The organism is Humiphilus diazotrophicus (assembly GCF_059726315.1).
In genome coordinates, this window is record NZ_AP040870.1 from 6,757,467 (window position 1) to 6,778,377 (window position 20,911).

14 protein-coding genes are annotated in these 20,911 nt (G+C 53.6%); 9 read left to right on the top strand and 5 right to left on the bottom strand.

All coding sequences use genetic code 11. The annotated features are described in order from the left end of the window. Positions 1–1,071 precede the first annotated feature (1,071 nt). Together pflB and pflA are read left to right on the top strand one after the other, a co-directional pair. Positions 1,072–3,315 (top strand): formate C-acetyltransferase, encoded by a 2,244-nt coding sequence (pflB, locus tag AC6I7T_RS27195; protein ID WP_497790951.1) that lies wholly within the window; start codon positions 1,072–1,074, stop codon positions 3,313–3,315. Between the two features lie 24 nt (positions 3,316–3,339). Further along, positions 3,340–4,128 (top strand): pyruvate formate-lyase-activating protein, encoded by a 789-nt coding sequence (pflA, locus tag AC6I7T_RS27200; protein WP_497790953.1) that lies wholly within the window; start codon positions 3,340–3,342, stop codon positions 4,126–4,128. 449 nt (positions 4,129–4,577) lie between these two features. On the opposite strand, the gene AC6I7T_RS27205 is transcribed toward pflA, so the two are convergent. From AC6I7T_RS27205 to AC6I7T_RS27215, 3 genes are all read right to left on the bottom strand, one after another. Then, positions 4,578–5,144, bottom strand: coding sequence for a peptidoglycan recognition protein family protein (locus AC6I7T_RS27205; protein ID WP_497790954.1), 567 nt, complete (start codon positions 5,142–5,144; stop codon positions 4,578–4,580). Positions 5,145–5,398: 254 nt separating this feature from the next. Beyond that, the gene (gene vapC / locus AC6I7T_RS27210; RefSeq protein WP_497790955.1) at positions 5,399–5,809 is read right to left on the bottom strand and encodes a type II toxin-antitoxin system tRNA(fMet)-specific endonuclease VapC; all 411 of its coding nucleotides are present in this window, start codon (positions 5,807–5,809) and stop codon (positions 5,399–5,401) included. Beyond that, positions 5,806–6,036: an antitoxin gene (locus AC6I7T_RS27215; RefSeq protein WP_497790956.1), complete on the bottom strand. Its 231-nt coding sequence runs from the start codon at positions 6,034–6,036 to the stop codon at positions 5,806–5,808. Before AC6I7T_RS27215 ends, vapC begins: the two co-directional genes overlap by 4 nt. Positions 6,037–6,203: 167 nt before the next feature. Here AC6I7T_RS27215 and proB point away from each other — a divergent pair, with 167 nt between their 5' ends. The 5 genes from proB (at position 6,204) to AC6I7T_RS27240 (ending at position 14,454) form a co-directional block, all read left to right on the top strand. After that, the gene (gene proB / locus AC6I7T_RS27220) at positions 6,204–7,067 is read left to right on the top strand and encodes a glutamate 5-kinase (protein ID WP_497790957.1); all 864 of its coding nucleotides are present in this window, start codon (positions 6,204–6,206) and stop codon (positions 7,065–7,067) included. Beyond that, positions 7,064–8,371 (top strand): glutamate-5-semialdehyde dehydrogenase, encoded by a 1,308-nt coding sequence (locus AC6I7T_RS27225; protein WP_497790958.1) that lies wholly within the window; start codon positions 7,064–7,066, stop codon positions 8,369–8,371. Before proB ends, AC6I7T_RS27225 begins: the two co-directional genes overlap by 4 nt. 956 nt (positions 8,372–9,327) lie before the next feature. Then, complete coding sequence (locus AC6I7T_RS27230; RefSeq protein WP_497790959.1) at positions 9,328–10,113, top strand: hypothetical protein; 786 nt, start codon at positions 9,328–9,330, stop codon at positions 10,111–10,113. A 753-nt stretch (positions 10,114–10,866) separates the two neighbouring features. Beyond that, positions 10,867–13,956, top strand: coding sequence for a methyl-accepting chemotaxis protein (locus tag AC6I7T_RS27235; protein WP_497790960.1), 3,090 nt, complete (start codon positions 10,867–10,869; stop codon positions 13,954–13,956). Between the two features lie 12 nt (positions 13,957–13,968). Further along, positions 13,969–14,454, top strand: coding sequence for a chemotaxis protein CheW (locus tag AC6I7T_RS27240; RefSeq protein WP_497790961.1), 486 nt, complete (start codon positions 13,969–13,971; stop codon positions 14,452–14,454). Between the two features lie 31 nt (positions 14,455–14,485). Here the strand turns inward: AC6I7T_RS27240 and AC6I7T_RS27245 are convergent, their stop codons facing one another. Further along, on the bottom strand, positions 14,486–14,788 hold the full coding sequence (locus tag AC6I7T_RS27245) for a hypothetical protein (RefSeq protein ID WP_497790962.1): 303 nt from the start codon (positions 14,786–14,788) through the stop codon (positions 14,486–14,488). 596 nt (positions 14,789–15,384) lie between these two features. Between AC6I7T_RS27245 and AC6I7T_RS27250 the strand changes: the two genes are divergently transcribed. Both AC6I7T_RS27250 and AC6I7T_RS27255 read left to right on the top strand, forming a co-directional pair. After that, positions 15,385–19,146: a methyl-accepting chemotaxis protein gene (locus AC6I7T_RS27250; RefSeq protein WP_497790963.1), complete on the top strand. Its 3,762-nt coding sequence runs from the start codon at positions 15,385–15,387 to the stop codon at positions 19,144–19,146. A 12-nt stretch (positions 19,147–19,158) separates the two neighbouring features. Beyond that, on the top strand, positions 19,159–19,647 hold the full coding sequence (locus AC6I7T_RS27255; RefSeq protein WP_497790964.1) for a chemotaxis protein CheW: 489 nt from the start codon (positions 19,159–19,161) through the stop codon (positions 19,645–19,647). Between the two features lie 838 nt (positions 19,648–20,485). On the opposite strand, the gene AC6I7T_RS27260 is transcribed toward AC6I7T_RS27255, so the two are convergent. Then, a complete protein-coding gene (locus AC6I7T_RS27260) occupies positions 20,486–20,908 on the bottom strand; it encodes a hypothetical protein (protein WP_497790965.1) in 423 nt (140 codons plus the stop codon). Positions 20,909–20,911 lie beyond the last annotated feature (3 nt).

Below are 20,911 nucleotides of genomic sequence, written 5' to 3' on the forward strand. Positions count from 1 at the left end.
GAGCTTTTCATTAGGCTTGGGCATTATGGATTTGCAAGTTTATTGTGCTGTGCCAAAACAAGTTTATTGTGTTGTGATTTCGCAAGTCTATAGCGTTGTGAGTTTGCAAGTAAATTATGCTGTTATTTCTTATATATCGTTGAAAATAAATATGAAATAGGTGTTTCAGGTGAACCGCGGCTCGAACACATCAGTGGGGGCCTGGTAACAATGCCAGGGAAATCCTCTTTCCCAGTCTTCCTACTCGGAATGTCGGGAACTTCCAGAAACAGTTTGTGCAAACGGTATAGCGTTCTTTACCACCCGTTGAGTGCGCGACCAGCAGCCAAACTTTGAGACAAAGCGGTTCTTGCGCCTTCTTCTCAAGAAGGGGTATCTCTTTCAATCTGAATGGATTGCTCAAAGATAGGGCTGATTCATGCCGTTCCATATCTCATTATGTGAACATGAGTTGCAAATATTGATTTCCTAGCCGATACTCATCTGTAGCGCCCCTGAAATTGTGAGTAGGAACACAAAAATGCCACAGCCAGGGGTGCGGCAAGGTTCGATCTTGACGGGGAGCCGGTACTCTTTAACCTAGATCTGCCGACAACCCTGGAGACCGAAGCCTGCAACCCGAGGACGTGAACCAGCGATCCTGGGTGCAGTGTGAGGTTGCTTTATGGCAAGCGTAATGTGCTTCGCAGATTGGGAGAACGGGCTTACTAGGGGCAATCCCACCGTTCAAGAGATCACCTTTCAAGCCGGACACAGCATCGCCCCCAGCGCTGCTAATTTCCACATCCCACTGGCCTTAATCTCCTCCGAAATACCTCAATCTCTATCCATAGGAATAAAATCGTTGCAGGAGCCTCTCCCTGACAAGCTACTGCGACATAGAAAACGCCGAATTCCGGTGTAGCTACCGGTGTTCGCCAAGCCAACCAGGTTCTTCTCGCGAGAGGGGAAGCTGTTCCGGTAGGAGTTGGACGAAAGGAAGGTCCACCGGATGTTTGTCTTTGTCGGTTTTTAAATGTGACACCTCGTACCGCAATGCGGAAACCGAGGGCAACAAGAAGGGAATTAAAGATGAGCAACGTGACTTACGAGGAATGGGAAGGCTTTCAAAGCGGCAACTGGCAGGAAACTATTGATACCCGCAGCTTCATCCAGAGTAATTTCAAGCCCTACTTTGGAGACAGCAGCTTTTTGGCCGGACCGACGGACCGCACGACCAAGATCTGGTCGCGGATCCTGGAGTTGCTTGCTGCCGAACGCGAAAAGGGAGGAGTTCTCGCCATCTCCAGCGACACACCTTCCAGCATCACGGCTCATGCTCCCGGCTATATCGACAAAGAGAGTGAAGTAATTGTTGGACTGCAAACGGATGCTCCTTTGAAGCGGGCCATCATGCCCTTTGGTGGCCTGCGCATGGTTGAGCAGAGTTTGCAGACCTATGGTGAAGCCATCAGCCCCAAGGTTCACGAGATCTTCACCAAATATCGCAAGACGCACAATGAAGCCGTCTTCGAGATGTACACACCTGAGATCCGCCGCGCCCGCAGCTCCCACGTCGTGACCGGATTGCCTGACGCCTATGGACGTGGCCGCATCATCGGCGACTATCGCCGCGTGGCTCTCTACGGTATCGATCGCCTGATCGAGTTCAAGAAGCAGGAGAAGGAAGAGCTGAACGACCGTCCTTTCTCCGAAGAGCTGCTGCGCTTACGGGAAGAGCTCTCCGAGCAGGTCAAGGCTCTAGGCGAATTGAAGGAGATGGCCGCAGCTTACGGCTTCGACCTGAGCCACCCGGCAGCCAATGCCCGCGAGGCTGTGCAGTGGACCTACTTCTCTTTTCTGGCGGCGGTAAAGGAGCAGAACGGCGCTGCGATGTCGCTGGGCCGCATCTCCAGCTTCCTCGATATCTACTTTGAGCGCGACCTGGCCAAGGGCATGATCACGGAATCCGAAGCACAGGAGATGATCGATCAGCTGGTTATCAAGCTGCGTATCGTCCGCTTCCTGCGCACACCGGAATACGATTCCATCTTCTCGGGCGATCCGACGTGGGTTACGGAATCTATCGCCGGAATCGGCCTCGATGGGCGTCCTCTAGTGACGAAGACCAGCTTCCGTATGCTGCAGACCCTTTACAACATGGGACCTGCGCCGGAGCCGAATCTTACCGTCCTGTGGTCTCCTGCATTGCCGGAGAACTTCAAGAGCTTCTGTGCGAAGGTCTCGCTCGACACCTCGTCGATCCAGTACGAGAACGACGATCTGTTGCGTGAGCATCATGGCGACGATTGCGCCATTGCCTGCTGCGTCTCGGCGATGAACGTCGGCAAGCAGCTTCAGTTCTTCGGTGCTCGCGTGAATCTGGCCAAGTCGCTGCTCTACGCCATCAACGGCGGACGCGATGAGATGACCGGCAAGCAGATCGCTCCGAAGTGCATGCCCCTGATTGGCGATCAGCTGCACTATGACGAAGTCGTCAAGGCCTTCGACCACATGATGGATTGGCTGGCCAAGGTCTATGTCGAAGCTCTGAACTGCATTCACTACTCGCATGACAAGTACGCCTACGAGCGGATCGAAATGGCTTTGCACGACCGTGACGTTATTCGTACCCTGGGCTGCGGTATTGCCGGATTGTCCGTCGTGGCCGATAGCCTCTCGGCCATTAAGTATGCGAAGGTGAAGCCGATTCGCGACGAGAGCGGGCTGGTCATCGACTTCTACACGGAAGGCGACTATCCGACCTTCGGCAATAATGACGACCGTGTGGACAGCATCGCCGTCTGGGTTGTCGATGCCTTCATGAACAAGATCAAGAAGCAGCCGACATACCGCAACGCCATTCACACGCAATCGATTCTGACGATCACGTCGAATGTGATGTATGGCAAGTACACGGGCAACACACCGGATGGACGCCGCAAGGGCGAGCCTTTTGCTCCAGGTGCGAATCCGATGCACGGACGCGATAAGCATGGCCTGATGGCTTCGGCGTTATCTGTCGCCAAGCTGCCCTATGAGCAGGCGCTGGATGGAATTTCGCTGACGTCGTCGATGGTTCCGGTAGCGCTGGGTCGTTCCGAGGAAGACCGTATCGGTAACCTTGTAACAGGCTTGGATACTTACTTCGATGCCAAGGGCTATCACATGAATGTGAACGTGATGAACCGCGAGACTTTGATAGATGCCATGGAGCATCCGGAGAAGTATCCGCAGCTCACCGTGCGCGTTTCGGGATACGCCGTGAACTTCATCCGTCTGACGAAGGAACAGCAGAAAGAAGTAATCAGCCGTACCTTCCATGCGTCGGTGTAACTAGTAGCCAAGAAGGACAGCGTAATGTCGGATCAGCGGCAATTCGAGATTCTGAGTAATCCTGCCCAGGCGACGGTTGCGGAAGACGCCGGAGCCTGGGGCTGGGTTCACTCGTATGAAACGTCAGCCGGACAGGATGGTCCTGGCTGGCGTTTTCTTCTCTTTCTCTGCGGCTGCCCGTTACGCTGTCTTTACTGTCACAATCCCGATACCTGGAATACGCTGAGCGGCGAGCGCATGAGTCTTGAACAGGTCTTCGACGAGATGCATCGCTATCTCCCCATGCTCAAGCGGGGAGGAATAACCGTCTCCGGCGGCGAGCCTCTGATGCAGCCGAAGTTTCTGAAAGCCGTGCTACACAAGGCAAAGGAGTGGGGCGTTCACACTGCCATCGATACCTCCGGCTTTCTTGGAGACCGCGTCGATGACGAGATGATGGCTGATCTCGATCTGGTTTTGTTGGACATCAAGTCCTGGAATCCCGAGGTGTACAAGATCATCACCGGACGCGAACTTGAGCCCACGCTGCGCTTCGCCCGGCGTCTGGCGGAAAACAAGAAAGCGATCTGGTTACGTTACGTATTGCTTCCCGGCTTCACCGATGTTCCGCAGGAAGTCCACGGCCTGGCTGAGTTTGCTAAGAGCCTTGGTGTTGTCGAGCGCGTCGATGTCCTGCCCTTCCACCAACTAGGCAAGTCGAAGTGGCATGCTCTCGGGCTGAACTACAAGCTCGAAGACGTAAAGCCACCAAGCGAAGAGAGCCGCAAAGAGATTGTTGAAATCTTCCGCAGCCACGGATTGAAAACCATCTAGGGTTTTGTACCGCCGGACTCCAGGCCGGGGTCCCCGGCACGTGCGGTTTTCGCGTGCTGGGGTGGAGGACCGGCTGTCGTGTGGGCGTCCTCGCCCACACCTGGAGTTTCTGCATTTGCGAGAGAGGATAGCCAGCGTAAGCAACCAAGGGAATAACATCAGGAAACAGCCTTGAAACTGTGATATCGATTTGTGTCAGGGCTGGACTTCAGTCCAGCCGCGGAAATTCTCTTAATAATGAATAGGCATTCTCGGTAACGAATGCAGCGGAGAGAGCTTTCGCTCATGGAAGCTATGACCAAAACGTCCGAACTAGTATAGATTTAATGCCTTTGTTCTTCCCGTTGCATATGTTTCCGAAAATGTTTCTTCTCTCTTAATGAAGACTATTTCCGGATGGCCTGAAGGCCATCCCTGACACAAAGCCTGACCAATGTTTGCAACAAGGCTTAGGCTACTTCGCGGACTTGTGGATGTTCTCCTGCAAAGTCCTCTGAGAGCCGTGCTGCGATCTGCGTAATGAAGTCCGCTTTCGATACTTTATTTCCGGGGCAGAGATGCGTGGTTTCAGGATCTTCTCTGTGAAGTCTGAGCGTTTCGGGCTTGAGGCCGAGTGCTCCGTGCAGTGTTGCCAGCGCCGAGATGGCGTTTGCCCGCAGAGCGTCAGACATAGTTTCTGTTGCGTAATCGCCGACCATTTCAACTCCCCAGGAGACGCTATTCCATGAGGGCGAATGAACACCGGGAACGGTAAGAGGCGTGAATACCCAGATCAGGTCGTCGGCCACAAAGAGATGCGGACCTCCAGACCAGTGCATCTGGTCGCGGTAATAGCTCTGGAAGTTCTGCATCCGTTGCTCGCCGGAGACGCTATGCCACTGGGCAAAGGTTGGTACGGCAGTGTTATGCAATACGACAAAGGAAGGTCTCCAGGCCCCGAAGGTGAGACCGGAGACATATTGGGCAAAGTCTTCCAGGGTGAACCCCTTGCCGACGATACCTTTCCATTGAGGCATGATTCCTCCAACGCAGACAAATAGAGATGAGTGCAGCTACTACTGATAGCGCTGTCTGCGGCCGTTTCCCTTGGAGGTCGATTTGCGGAGCTGATACTTCGTTTGATTGTTATCAAACAGTGTTGATTCGATGGGGCGTTTAGAGCAAAACCAGCGTTACTATGTCCTATCCCAATTCCGCGATGTGCAGGTTTTCTCGACGGAAAACCTGCGTAGGGAGTTGTGGCTCAGGATACACCTACGCTGGTTTTGCTCTAGGTCGCCCAGTTCATCACTTTAAGACCCTGTACTCTTCGGAACTCGCTTTCGTTATTGGTAACAAGAGTGAGTCCTTCCGCTTTGGCATGAGCTGCGATCCAAAGATCGTTCCCTCCAATGGGTTTGCCCTGACTCTCTAAAGTGGCGCGAATGGAGCCGTAAATGTGACCCACTTGTTCGCTCAGGGGAAGAACTGGAACGAGCGTGACGAATTCGTGAAGAATCTCAAGAACCTTGCTTTTGTTCTGACTCTTTTCCGCTCCCAAGAGAAGTTCTCCCCAGGTGATGACCGAGATAGCGGCTTCCCCCTGCTTCAGCTTCTGAAAACGGGCGAGAACCTGCGGGGGACGGTGTTTATGGATATAGATACAGATATTGGTGTCCAGCAGGTATTTGACGGTGGTCACAGGTCTTCTCGTTCTTGTGGTGGAGGGTCCCGACGTTCCTCGGCAAAGAAATCCTCCGGAAGGCTCGCGAGTAATTCGAATGCGTGTCCAAGCCCCTTCGCTGGTTCGCGCAATACGATCTCGCTTCCACGACGGAAGATCTCAAGCTCTTTGGTTCGAACGCGGAACTCTTTGGGGAGCCTTACCGCTTGACTGTTGCCGGATTTGAAAACACGAGCAGTGGCCATAGACCCTCCTTAGGAAAGTATATACCTGCATGTATATACTTTAATGAAGATTTTCCATTACGGGTGGCTCTTGTAGCTTTAGTACCGGAACCTAAACGGTTGAGGCTTCAGTCACTTTGCTTTCTGTAGTCGATTTCTCTCCGCACAAATGCGATGATGAAGAGATCATGCAATTGACAGAGACTCCGGCGCAGCTCACCGTGCGTCAACGGGTAGCCGCCGCCCGGCGCATCGTTATAAAAGTTGGAACCAATGTTTTGATTCGCAAGGACGGATCGGCAGCCATCGGCCTTGTCTATGGGCTGGTGGAATCGGCTGTTAACGCCCGGAGTGAGGGACGCCAGATCCTGATCGTCTCCTCGGGGGCCATCGGCTTGGGTGCCAAGCGCCTGGGGCTGAAGGGATCTCCCGCCGAGCTGCCGCTGAAGCAGGCTTGCGCCGCCGTGGGGCAGAGCCGGCTGATGGCCCTCTACGAGCATGCTTTCCGCAATCTGGATACGGTTGCCGCCCAGGTCCTGCTGACGGAAGATGACTTTCTCGATCCGGTCCGCTATGCCAATCTCTGCAATACCTTGAACAAGCTGCTCGATCTGGGCGTGGTCCCGATCATCAATGAGAACGACACGGTTTCGACCCTGGAGTTGGGGCGTCCCGAGGTTACAGGTGGAAGCCACCACATCTTCGGCGACAACGATAAGCTCTCCGCCCTGGTGATGGCTAAGATCGACGCCGATTTGTTAATTCTGCTTTCCGATGTAGATGGCCTTTATACCGGCGACCCGGAAAAAGAGGGAACGACCTTTATCCCTGAAGTACCAGTGATTACAGATGAGATTGCCGGGTACGCCCGTGGAGCCAAGGCTCGCGGCCGTGGCGGCATGAAGACCAAGATCGAGGCAGCACGGCTGGCGACCGAGGCCGGAAAGCTGGCCATTATCGCCAATGGACGGACGGCGCATGTGATCGAGCGCATCTGTGCCGGAGACGAGGTGGGAACCGTCTTTTTACCTCAGGAGCAAAGTCAAGGATGAACGATCTTCGTCAGCTGGCGAAACAGGCACGACAGGCCGGATTGCGTCTTGGCAGTTTAACCACAGCCCAGAAAGATGAGGCTCTGTCAGCGATTGCAACAGCACTGACCGAGGCCATTCCTTCCATCCTGGAGGCGAATGCCGTCGATGTGGCCGAAGCCAGGAAGATGCTGGAGGCCGGTGAGCTCTCCAACTCCATGTTCAAACGCCTGCAGCTGAATGAGACCAAGCTGAAGGAGATGATTCGCGGCATCCTCGCTGTTCGCGAGCTACCCGATCCGGCAGGAAAGATTCTGGAGCGGCGTCTTCTCGACGACGGATTGGAGCTGCATAAGGTCAGCGTGCCTCTCGGCGTTTTGGCCGTGATCTTCGAGTCCCGTCCCGATGCGGTTACGCAGATCAGCTCTCTGGCGTTGAAGTCAGGCAATGCCGTCCTGCTCAAAGGTGGGCGCGAGGTAGAAAACACAACTCGCGAGCTGTTACGCGTAATGTGCGAGGCTCTTCAAGGGACGACTGTTCCGCAGACTGCTCTGCAAGCCGTCTATGGTCGTGAAGCTGTGAATACGCTGCTCGGTTTTCACGAAGAGATCGATCTGGTGATTCCTCGCGGCTCGAATGCGCTGGTGCAGTATGTCCAGAAGAACACGACGATTCCGGTGCTGGGCCATGCCGATGGTGTCTGCCACATCTTCGTGCATCGCGACGCAAATCTCGATATGGCTTGGGAGCTGGTTCTGGATGCCAAGGTTCAGTATCCGGCGGTCTGCAATGCTGTCGAGACAGTTCTTATCGATCAGCCCATCGCCGAACGTCTGTTGCCCGAACTCTACGAGCGTTTGAGAAGGGAAGCGGTGCGCGTGCGCGGTTGTGCCCGGACTCAGGCTCTGTTGCCGGGGAAACCGATTGAGCTGGTCGGGGATGACGAATGGCATACCGAGTATGGCGATCTGGTGATTGCGCTAAAGGTGGTCGACGATCTGCAACAGGCACTGGATCATATTGAGCACTTTGGCTCGCACCATACCGACGCCATCATTACGGAGAATCAGAAGATTGCCGATTGCTTCCTGCGGGAGGTGGATTCGGCCGGAGTCTTCCATAACGTCTCGACGCGTTTTGCCGACGGCTATCGTTATGGTTTCGGAGCCGAAGTCGGCATCAGCACCAGCAAGTTGCATGCCCGTGGCCCGGTCGGGTTGGAGGGGCTGGTCAGCTACAAATACAAGATGTATGGCAAGGGGCAGAAGGTCGTCGATTACGTCGGCCCTAATGCTAAGCCCTTCAAACATCAGATCTTGAATTAATTCAGGTTAGACGGTTGATTCTGGATTTAGGAATTTCAGAGGTCTCCCGGTAGGGAGGCCAAGAGAATAGCCAGGGGTGGAGTCGCTGCAAAGCGACGGAACCCCTGGTCTGCATCCGAAAAAGATATGCCGCGCCGTAGGTGCGGGACGAAGGTTGTGGGATGAGATCGATCCGCCCCTACAGGGCGGACACACCTTTGTGGGCTGGTCTAACCCCGGTTTTCGCTGCGCTTCAGCCGGGGCTATTGTCGTCGCGTCCCTCCGGGACGCACGCGGGGATCTATTATGCGCAAAATGCAGATTTGTTTACGTGCAAACGGAATTCCTTTACGCAAAGACACCGGCCCGATCCCGGTATCTATTCCATCCCTCTGATATGACCTGCGCTGATGAGAGAGCCTTATGTCGGCAATCAGTCGCTTTCTCCGGATTCTGTTTTCCCCCGATTCGGGATGCAGGAATTTCAGAGGTCTCCCGGTAGGGAGGCCAAGAGAATAGCCAGGGGTGGAGTCGCTGCAAAGCGACGGAACCCCTGGTCTACATCCGAAAGAGATATGCCGCGCCGTAGGTGCGGGACGAAGGTTGTAGGATGAGATCGAACCGCCCCTAGAGGGCGGACACCTTTGTGGGTTGGTCTAACCCCGGCTTTCGCTGCGCTTCAGCCGGGGCTATTGTCGTCGCGTCCCTCCGGGACGCACGCGGGGATCTATTTCCGGGAAACACCTACCCGATCCGTTATCTCCCTCCACACGATACGAACTGCTCTGATGACGGGGTTTACCTTTGTGTCCCGGTGCCTTACCCAAAAAGGGAATCCCTCTGTTCAGCTCCCGATTCCGTAACGTGCTCTTTCCAAAACGGATGCTTCCGGTTTTCATGTCTTCCCGACGCTGATACTCTCGACCCAAGGCCAGAATCCGTCGCAGGAGACTGCCAACAGGGAGAAGAGATAGGAAATGAAGAAGAGATCGTTGCTTGCCGTGCCCGTATTGATGGCTTCGTTGATGGCGCATGGCCAGGCAGCTCCGTCGCCGGGACAGACGATTCCCGGACCAGGGCCTGCACCGTCCTCCGATTCCAACGACCAGACTGCGAAGGACAAGAAGGTGGGCAGCTATCACACCGTCATCACCTATTGGACTCCCGGACCGACAAGCCATCTTCTTATGCCGCAGCCGACAGCCGAGATGCCGACCGCAACATCCCGAACCCCCGGCGAAGTGAACGGCACCATTCCTATTCCGAATCAATTCTCCTTTGAGGGCTTCGGAAAGCCTTCGTATGAATGCGCTCCGACGACTCCAACCGGAAAGGGCTGCGATAGCATCGATGTTGCCCGGTTGACTCCGACCGACCCTAAGACGATTGCCTATCACTTTACGAATCATGGTCCTGCCGTCCGGCTTACGATGAACGTTCAGGTGCGCGATCTAATGATGCGTTCCCAAGAGCAGGGCGAACAGGAGTGGCATGCAAACGAGGTGTTCTTTGTCTCCGTGCCCAAGCCGACGCCAACCTTCAATATCGTTTCCGTAACCGTGGTCGGAGTTTGGGATAACAATGCCATCGTCTTCGAACCCGGCAAGCCTCTTCCCGCGACGGCGAAGAAGGGTATCGACGATCTGAATATCCGCCAGGATCTCGGCGACAAAATCCTCTTCAGTTACAAAGTAAGAGAGCCGAAGGAAGCCAAAGACAACGCAAAGGAAAAAAATCCGAAGGGTAGCAAAGGCACCCGCTAACTTAGTTCGGTTCCGGACATTTCAGGAAGGCGCAAAGCTACAATGCTTTGCGCCTTCTTGCTTTGCTGGTTGGCATCAGTTGTAACCATAGCTTCAGGCGCTGCTCCAAAGTTCCACTTTGGTCAAATTGAATCTTCTGCAGTTCACACACTTTTCATAACGGAATTCTTAAAGTTACTAAAGTGCTTGTCTTTGGTTTTTCACTTGTACAATTTTCGGACATGCGGAAGAATTCTGCACAACCGTCGATAACAGAGTCAAAGATTAGAGAACACTTGTAAAACAATGTGTATCAGCTGCGGTTACGTCCTCTGTCCGGCGTAATCGGTTTTCTGTTGGAGACCGAGTAGTAACCTCTTTCATCCGTGCAAGATCGGACATTTTGAACTTTTTCTGCCGTGTTGGCGGTTTGTATGGCATGTTTTGCTGATAAGAAGACAGTCGAATCTACGCGATTCCCGTTCCGAGAACGGAGAAGAACTGCGGCGTCTTCTTCTATGTCTCAAGCCGTACAGTGGATCTCTCCCGCTTCCCCCAAAACGCAAGTTAGTCTAAGTCTCATTCTTCCTTTAAGTTGTAAGAACTCCTCCCCAGATGCTTTCTTAAGTATTCCCACTTGTTCGTTGCTACAGCCTCCTGCTTTCCCCCCATTGCAAGAAGTGAAGGGCAGCACGACCACCGTAAGTCTCCGATCAACTCTGGGAACAGATAAACCGAAACCTATGTTGCAAGTCGATCGAAGGACACACTGAAATGACTGAGTCGAAAGTTGGAACACGTATCGCCGCCGGCTTCGCGGCTGTTCTTGGAGTCTTTCTCCTGCTTATCTGCTTTATTTGGAACAAGGCAAACAGCGGGGGAGCCGGCCTTTCCAGCGATGTGCTGGTTGCCGCTGTGGCTGCTTTTGCGATTGCTGCGTTGATCGCCGTATTTGTTGTGCGGAGTCTGTCGGCGCAACTTGGCGGAGCTGCTGCCTTTGCCCGGAGGGTTGCTGGCGGAGAACTCGATGCCCGCGCTGAGATCAAGTCTCAGGACGAGATCGGGCTTGTTCTTTCTTCGACGAACGCTTTGCTGGATAAGGTTCAGGCCGCAACCGAAGTTGCGGAACAGCTGGCAGTAGGAAATCTGGCGGCCTCTACACAGCGCTTGTCGGAGAAAGACGCGCTCGGTAAGGCCCTGATTCATCTGGTCAAGAATCTTGAGGGACTGACGGAAGCGAATGCAGTGCTGCAACGGATGGCACTGAACGACTACAGCACGGATGTAAAGGGCAACTATCAAGGCATCGTTGCCGAAGTTGCAACGGCAACGAACAGTGCTCAGCAGCGGATACGTTCTGCGAACAGGGCTTGTCTCGATGTGGCCAAGGGTGACTACTCAGAGATCCTGACAGCCTTCAAAAAGATTGGCAAGCGTTGTGATAACGATACTTTCCTGCCTGGCTTTATCCAGATGATGGAGGCTATCGACCGGCTGGTTGAAGATGCAGAGAAGTTGGCCCTGTCCTCCGTCGATGGAAATCTTACCGTCCGCGCCGATGCTTCCCGTCAGCAAGGGAAATTCCGTCAGGTGATTGAGGGCATTAACGCAACTCTGGATGCAGTTACAAATCCGCTGGGTGTTGCGGCGGTTGCTCTCGACAGAATCGGCAAGGGCGATATCCCGGCTCCGATCACGGATCTCTATCGTGGAGAGTTCAAGAAGCTTATCGACAATCTAAACGCCTGCATCGCCGGACTCGGCGGTCTGGTGGAGACCAACCAGGTACTTCAGCGGATGGCCTTGAACGATTTCACTACCAATGTAAATGGAAAGTATCAGGGCATCTTTGCCGATGTCGCGGCTGCGACCAACAGTGCTGAGGAGCGCGTTCGCTCTGCGAATAAAGCTTGCGTCGATGTGGCCAGAGGCGATTACTCCGCGATTCTGGAGTCCTTTAAGAAGATCGGCAAACGTTCGGAGAACGACACCTTCCTCCCCGGCTTCATTCAGATGATGGAGTCGATCAACAGTCTGGTAGCCGATGCGCAGATGCTGGCCAATGCCGCACTGGAAGGGCGTCTCGACGTGCGGGCGGATGTTACTCGTCAGCAGGGCGAATATCGCAAGGTCATTGAAGGCATTAATGCGACGCTCGATGCCGTAACCGCTCCTCTGAATGTTGTTGCAGGCTGCCTGGATCGCGTTGGCAAGGGCGACATTCCTGCTCTCGTTGAAAACAACTATCGTGGCGAGTTCAAGCGGCTGCTCGACAACATGAACGCCTGCATCACTGGATTAGGTGGTTTGGTAGAAGCCAATCAGGTTTTGCAGCGTATGGCCGTGAATGACTTCACCACCAATGTGAATGGGAAATATCAGGGCATCTTTGCCGATGTCGCGACTGCAACCAACAGCGCAGAAGAGCGCGTCCGTTCTGCGAATAAAGCCTGCGTTGCCGTGGCCAAGGGCGATTATTCTGAGATCCTGGAAGCCTTCAAGAAGATCGGACGGCGTTCGGAGAACGATACATTTGTTCCCGGCTTTGTTCAGATGATGGAGTCGATTAACAGCCTGGTGGCTGAAGCACAGACGTTGGCCGCCGCTGCTGTTGAAGGCAATCTCTCTGTCCGTGCCGATGCCAAGCGTCAGCAGGGCGAGTATCGGAGGGTTATCGAAGGCTTCAACGCCACGCTCGATGCTGTTACCAATCCGCTGAATGTCGCAGCCGAATGCCTGGATCGGATCGGCAAGGGCGATATTCCCGACGCGATTGAGAATAAGTATCGCGGCGAATTCCATCGTCTGATGAATAACCTGAACGCCAGTATCGAGAGTCTGAATGCGGCGGTGCATGTTGCTGCTGCAATCGCAGAAGGCGATCTGACGGTCAAGGCCAAGGCACTCTCGGACAAGGATCAATTAGGCAATGCACTCATCCGCATGTCGGAGAATCTGCGCAGCACGGTCCAAAGCGTGACGGAAGCCGCCGAGCAGGTGGCACAGGGAAGCGAGGAGATGTCCACCACCTCGCAGCAGCTTTCGCAAGGTGCTACCGAACAGGCGGCGGCTGCGGAAGAGAGCACTTCTGCGATGGAGGAGATGGCTGCCAGCATCCAGCAGAACTCCGATAACGCCAGCCAGACCGAGAAGATTGCCGACAAGGCTGCCGTCGATGCGACGGCCAGCGGTAAGGCTGTTACTGAAACCGTCGCCGCAATGAAGAATGTTGCGGAGAAGATCAGCATCATAGAAGAGATCGCCCGCAAGACCGATCTGCTGGCTCTCAATGCAGCAGTCGAAGCCGCACGAGCCGGTGAGCACGGTAAGGGCTTTGCCGTAGTGGCCTCGGAGGTTCGCAAGCTGGCAGAGCGCAGCCAGACTGCGGCGGCAGAGATCAGCCAGCTCAGTACAAATGGCGTTCGCACGGCGGAGACTGCCGGAGATCTGCTCACGAAGCTTGTCCCCGATATTCAGAAGACGGCCGAGTTGGTTCGCGAAATTGCCGCCGCCAGTGCCGAGCAGAGCAGCGGAGCGACCCAGGTCAATACCTCAATCCAGCAGTTGGATCAGGTTATCCAGCAGAATGCTTCAGCTTCACAGCAGATGGCTTCTACATCGGAAGAGCTGGCCAGTCAGGCAGAGGTTCTGCAGACGACCATCAGCTTCTTCAAAATGAACGATGTTCGCAACGAAAGCGCAGCGCGCATGAAGAGAGTGGCTTCGACACCGGTTTATTCCAAGACGACGGCTACAAAATCTTCTACGCAGAAGCTGCAAAACAAGAACAACGGAGCGAGCATCGAGTTGGGGACCGGTAAGTCCTCTGCCGATTCACGCGATGCAGATTTTGTGGCGTACTAAGAGGGGATTGAATTGATAACCGAAACATTTCAGTACATGACCTTCAAGCTAGGAGACGAGTTATTTGCGATCAATGTCTCTCAAGTGCAGGAGGTATTGGAAGTATCGCTGATAACGAAAGTTCCGCAGATGCCGGATTATGTTTGCGGAGTCGTAAATGTACGCGGACAGTCGATACCTGTAGCGGATCTTCGTATGCGCTTCGGGCTGACTCCGATTGTTCATACATTGAATACCCGGATCATCGTTATGGAGTTGTCTGTCGATGGTGAGCAGACAATTCTAGGCGGGATGGCCGATAGCGTACATGAGGTGATTGAGATCGAGCCTTCGAATATCAATCCACCGCCGAGAATCGCGCAACGCTGGAAGACAGAGTTCATTCAGGGGATGGGCAGAAGAGGTGATGACTTCATCATCATTCTCGATGTGAATGCCATCTTTTCCTCGGATGAGCTTGCATTGGTGGAAGAGAAGACGGAAGAAGCTGCTGTGTAACTGTGGTTGAATGGCGGCTTACTTTACAACTTTATTCATTCCACAAAACCCGGGCTCTCCACACGATTCGCAGATGGCGCGAATCGTGTGGGGAGTTTCTTCGTTTGGCGATGGTTACAGATGTATCGGTGGTGACTTCAGAGCGCGGAGTCAATCGCGCTCTGCTGGTTGGTCTCTCTCCCGGAGGGAGCCGGCGATAATGTCGATGAAGGCCGCGCAGGAAGCGGGTGTGGAGGGTAAAGCAGATCTCAAGTAGCGCCGGTCTCCGAACCGGCTGTGGTGGCGGTTTCTGACCGCCACCTTCCTGCTTCCGATTGATGACTGAAATCATCACCTGATACTTTTTGCTTCTACAGCGAAACGTAAACTGCTTTATTGTTTCAAACTTGGACAGAGCTAAGAATTTTTTAAAACGGCCGATAATATAACTGTAGAAGATACATTTATCCGGTACGTTGCTTTCTGTTTGAGCAAAAGATACCTAAGGAAAATAGTCGTACTTTGCCGGAGGCGTTGTAGCTATTGCGCCTGAACAATCTCAGGCGTCGTCCGATTCCGTTGTTTTGCTTTTTTGCGTTGGCGATATTGATGGCAAGTGCAGGTAAGACGCTGACAAAACCTATTCCACGCCTGATCCGGTCTTGGAGATGGACCCGTTGTCTACTCCAGCCGTGTTCGAACCTAAGGCTTTCTCTTCTCCTGATTCGTAAATACTCTGTTCCCTATATCCTGCTGATTCTCCCCCTTTGTTCGTTGCTATATCACCTTGCTTTCCTTCTTTTCCCACGGCGTTCCAAACTCGCAAATGAGAGCGCAAGCCGGGAACTCGAAGAGATGCTTGGCATGATGACTGTTATTGGCCTTCGATCAACTCCGGGAGCAAACAGGCTGAAACTCATCTCGTAAGAGAGATCGAAGGACGCGCTGAAAATGAACGAGTGGAAAATTGGAACACGTATCACTGCCGGATTCGCGGTTGTGATCGGTGTATTTTTGTTGTTCTCACTACTTATATACAAAATTGTCGACAGTAGTCCCTTGGGGGCGACCGCCCTTCCCGCGGTAATTCTGGTTGGATTGGGAATTACATTTCTTATCGCTATATTGGTTGCCGGTGTTGTCGTGCGTGGCCTGGCCTTGCGCTTGAATGGTGCAGCTGACTTCGCGAAAAAAGCTGCGGATGGGGAATTCGATACTCGCGCAGAGATAAAAGCCGAAGACGATCTAGGTTCGATTCTGCAATCGATGAATACGTTGCTGGAAAAGATGCAGGCGGCAACCGAAGTGGCCTCTCAGTTGTCGGTTGGCAATCTCTCGGTATCGACGAAACATCTTTCCGAGCGGGATGAACTCGGCAAAGCGCTTATTCATCTGGTAGGAAATCTTGAAGGGCTGAAAGAAGCGAATGCTGTGCTTCAGCGTATGGCGGTGAATGACTATACCACCGATGTGAAGGGCAATTATCAAGGTATCTTCGGCGAAGTGGCAACGGCAACCAACAGCGCCCAGTTGCGGGTCCGCTCTGCAAATAAGGCAAGTCTCGATGTGGCGAAGGGTGACTACGCCGAAACGCTGGAAGCCTTTAAGAGAATCGGACGGCGTTCCGACAATGATACTTTCCTTCCTGGTTTTATTCAGATGATGGAAGCCATCGACCGGCTTGTGGCCGATGCGGAGACGCTGGTCTCAGCCGCTCTGGAAGGGAAGCTTTCGGTTCGTGCCGACGCCTCCCGCCAGCAAGGAAAATATCGCAAGGTCATTGAAGGCATTAATGCCACTTTGGATGCGGTTACCGGGCCTCTCGGTGTTGCTTCTGTTGCTCTCGATCGAATAGGTAAAGGCGATATTCCAGCCCCGATTACCGAGAGCTATCGTGGAGAGTTTAAGAGCCTCATCAACAATCTGAATGACTGCATCTCCGGCCTGGGCGGACTTGTCGAAGTAAACCAGGTACTGCAGCGGATGGCAGTTAACGATCTGACGATACAGGTTCAGGGAAAATATCAGGGGATCTTTGCTGAAGTAGCCACGGCGACCAATACAGCTCAAAGTCGTGTCATCTCCGCGAACAAGGCCTTTATTGCTGTGGCCAATGGCGATTATGCCGAGGTTTTAAAAGCCTTCCAGAAGGTCGGACGCAGATCGGAAAACGACACCTTCGTTCCCGGCCTGATTCAGATGATGGAATCGATTGATCGTCTGGTAGCCGATGCGCAAATGCTCGCCACTGCAACCATCGAAGGACGGTTGAATGTTCGCGCCGATGCCACTCGTCAGCAAGGCGAGTATCGCAAGGTCATCGAAGGCATCAATGCAACGCTAGATGCCGTCACTGATCCTCTCAATGTTGTTGCCGAGGCTTTGGATCGGATTGGCCAGGGCGATATTCCTCCGCTGGCAAAGAACGACTTCAATGGAGATTTCCAGCGCGTACTGAGCAATCTGAACGACTGCATTACTGGCTTGGGTGGACTTGTCGAGGTAAACCAGGTGTTGCAGCGGATGGCCGTCAACGATCTAACGACACAGGTTCAAGGAAAGTATCAGGGAATCTTTGCAGAAGTAGCTACGGCGACCAATACAGCTCAAAGCCGTGTCATCTCCGCAAACAAAGCCTTTACCGCTGTCGCTAATGGCGATTATGCCGAAGTCCTCAAAGCCTTCCAGAAGGTTGGACGCAGATCGGAGAATGACACCTTCGTTCCCGGCTTGATCCAGATGATGGAATCGATTGACCGCCTGGTAGCCGATGCGCAAATGCTGGCCACTGCGGCAATCGAAGGGCGGCTGAATGTTCGCGCCGATGCCACCCGTCAGCAAGGCGAATATCGCAAGGTCATCGAAGGCATCAATTCGACGCTCGATGCAATTACCGATCCCCTTAATGTTGTTGCCGAAGCTCTGGATCGAATTGGCAAGGGCGATATTCCTCCGCTAGCAAAGAACGACTTCAATGGAGATTTCCAGCGCGTACTGAGCAATTTGAACGACTGCATCACCGGTTTGGGTGGGCTTGTCGAAGCAAACCAGGTATTGCAGCGGATGGCCGTCAACGATCTGACGACGACGGTTAATGGCAAGTATCAGGGAATCTTTGCCGAGGTTGCTACGGCGACCAACACCGCGCAGGGCCGAGTGATCTCTGCGAATAAGGCTTGCGTCGCTGTGGCCGAGGGCAACTATGCCGAAGTCCTGGATGCCTTCAAGAAAGTTGGACGGCGCTCGGAGAACGATACTTTTGTTCCCGGCCTGATTCAGATGATGGAGTCGATCAATGGACTGGTTGCCGATGCGCAAATGTTGGCGAATGCAGCCGTGGAAGGCAATTTATCCGTTCGCGCCGATGCCTCCCGTCAGCGTGGCGAGTACAGAAGAGTGATCGAAGGCATCAACGCAACACTGGATGCTGTTACCAATCCGCTGAATGTAGCAGCCGAATGTCTGGATCGTATCGGCAAGGGCGATATTCCCGACCCGATTCAGAACGAGTATCGCGGTGCCTTCTGTCGCCTGATGAGTAATCTGAATGCGAGTATCGATAGCCTCAACGCTGCGGTTCATGTTGCCGCGAGCATTGCCGAAGGAGATTTGACGGTTCAAGCCAAGGCTCTTTCCGCTGAAGATCGGTTAGGCAATGCACTGATTCGCATGTCAGAGAATTTGCGCGCTGCCGTCCATGTGGCCAGTTGCATCTCGGAAGGCGATCTGACTGTGCAGGCCAAGGCACTCTCCGAGAAAGATCAGCTCGGGAACGCGCTGGTTCGCATGTCGCAGAATCTGCGCAACACGGTCCAAAGCGTGACGGAAGCAGCGGAGCAAGTGGCACAGGGAAGTGAGGAGATGTCCACTACCTCGCAGCAGCTTTCGCAAGGCGCTACCGAGCAGGCAGCTTCGGCGGAGGAGAGCACCTCTGCAATGGAGGAGATTGCAGCAAGCATTCAGCAGAACTCCGACAATGCACATCAGACGGAGAAGATAGCCGATAAAGCCGCCATCGATGCGCAGTCCAGCGGCAAGGCTGTCTCCGAGACGGTGAGCGCTATGAAGAATGTCGCGGAGAAGATCACCATTATTGAGGAGATCGCTCGCAAGACCGACCTGCTGGCACTCAATGCAGCAGTCGAAGCCGCAAGAGCCGGAGAGCACGGCAAGGGCTTTGCCGTAGTGGCCTCGGAGGTTCGCAAGCTGGCAGAACGAAGCCAGACTGCGGCGGCAGAGATCAGCCAGCTCAGTACGAATGGCGTTCGCACGGCGGAGACTGCCGGAGATCTGCTTACCAAGCTTGTTCCCGATATTCAGAAGACGGCCGAACTGGTTCGCGAAATTGCTGCGGCGAGTGCCGAGCAGAATAGCGGAGCGACCCAGGTCAACACCTCGATTCAGCAGTTGGATCAGGTTATCCAGCAGAATGCTTCTGCTTCCCAGCAGATGGCTTCCACTTCGGAAGAGCTGGCCAGCCAGGCAGAGATTCTGCAATCGACCATCAGCTTCTTCAAGATGGATGACGGCAGGGGTGACGGCGCAGCACGCATGAAGAAGCTTGCTTCGACGCCCGTTCGTCCCAATTCTTCCGCGCCTGCAAGGGCAGTGGCAGGGCAGAAGCTGCAGAGAAAAGGTAACGGAGCGAGTATCGAATTAGGTGCCAGCTCGATTGCCACCGATGCCCGCGATGCGGACTTTGTAGCGTACTAAGAGGGGACTGAATTGATAACCGAAACATTTCAATACATGACCTTCAAGCTAGGGGACGAGTTATTTGCGATCAATGTCTCTCAAGTGCGGGAGGTGTTGGAAGTATCGCTGATAACGAAGGTTCCGCAGATGCCGGATTATGTTTGCGGAGTCGTAAATGTGCGAGGGCAATCAATACCTGTAGTGGATCTGCGTATGCGCTTCGGGTTGACTCCAATCGTACAAACCCTGAATACCAGAATCATCGTCATGGAGTTATTGGTCGATGGTGAAGAGACGATTCTAGGCGGGATGGCCGACAGCGTACATGAGGTGATTGAGATCGAGCCTTCGAACATCAATCCGCCGCCAAGAATCGCGCAACGCTGGAAGACGGAGTTCATTCAAGGGATGGGGAAGAGAGGCGATGATTTCATCATCATTCTCGATGTGAATACCATCTTTTCCTCGGATGAGCTTGCTCTGGTAGAGCAGCAGACAGAGAGCGTTGTAGAGAGCTGATAGAGAAGGCTTCCATTCGCCCAAGGCAATGGAAGCCTGAATATTTGATTTTCCGATAACGTCGATGTGGGATAGTGAAGGTTGCGAGCCTTCACTATCCCATTCTGTTTTGAGGGTCGGAAGCTGGTTTTGCTTGGAAGCAAAAGGTATCAGGTCATGGCTTAAGAGCGTTTCTATATTTTGAAGAGCAATCAGAATGGTGATAACGAGAACTTGCTTTCGAGATGGGGCCTTGGCTTATGTAAGGGCGCGAGGTTAATCGCGCTCCGTGAGTTGGTTTTTCTCCCGTAGGGAGCAGTCGATAATAGCCCAGGATGGAGTGAAGCGGAAGCGAACGGAATCCTGGGTCAATGCACAGAAGAAAGACGCCCGTCCCGGAGGGCCGGGGCGAAAACCCGTTATGAATGAATGTTGCTCGTCGCCATTTCCTGGTGTCTTTTCGACACAGGGCTGACAGAGAGACCATCATCGTAAATGGATTACGATTTTCGATTCGTGGGAGACTGAGCTTCGACCCGGCCCTACGGGACGGGCCTTGAGTTTCTACATTTTTTGCGAAAGATATCAACAAAGAACAACGAAATATAACAGCAATTTTGGTCGTTGCCACCATTGGTCAGGCTGTGTGTCAGGGATGGCCTTCAGGCCATCCGAAAACAGTCTTCGTTAAGAGAGACAAAACATTTTCGGTAACACATGCAGTGGGAAGAACAAAAGCATTAAGCCTCTATCAGTTTGAGAGTTTTGGTCATTGCCTCCACGAGCGAAGATCCTCTCAAACAGTACCTTGCAACTATTCGGCCTGCTCAATTTCCAGCAGCATTCGTTACCGAGAATGTTAAGCCACTCTTAGGAAGACGGCTTTCGGATGGCCTGAAGGCCATCCCTGACACACGACCAAAGCCACTTCGCCTTTGGGTCTCTGGTTATGTTCAAAGATTTCCTGCAATTTCAGCTCTGAGAATGTAGAAACTCGAAAGCGCCGGGAGACCGGCATAGCGTAGTGAATGAAAGAGTCACGCAGTGAAGGAGTAGCAAACCACACTGGCCCCAAGTCATGCGGCGAGGCCCGAGAGGGACTGGCTGAAGCGTTGGACAGGGGAAAATGCGGGCCGGGCAATAGAGCCGCGAAATTACATTCAACTTCGGGACGCCGACGAATTGAGTTTGTTCGGAAGGCAACATCTGAGGTGCCGCTAAGCGAGGCACGGAAGAGTCCCGCGAGGTCGAAGACCCTGGCACGTATGGACGCGCTAAGCACGGG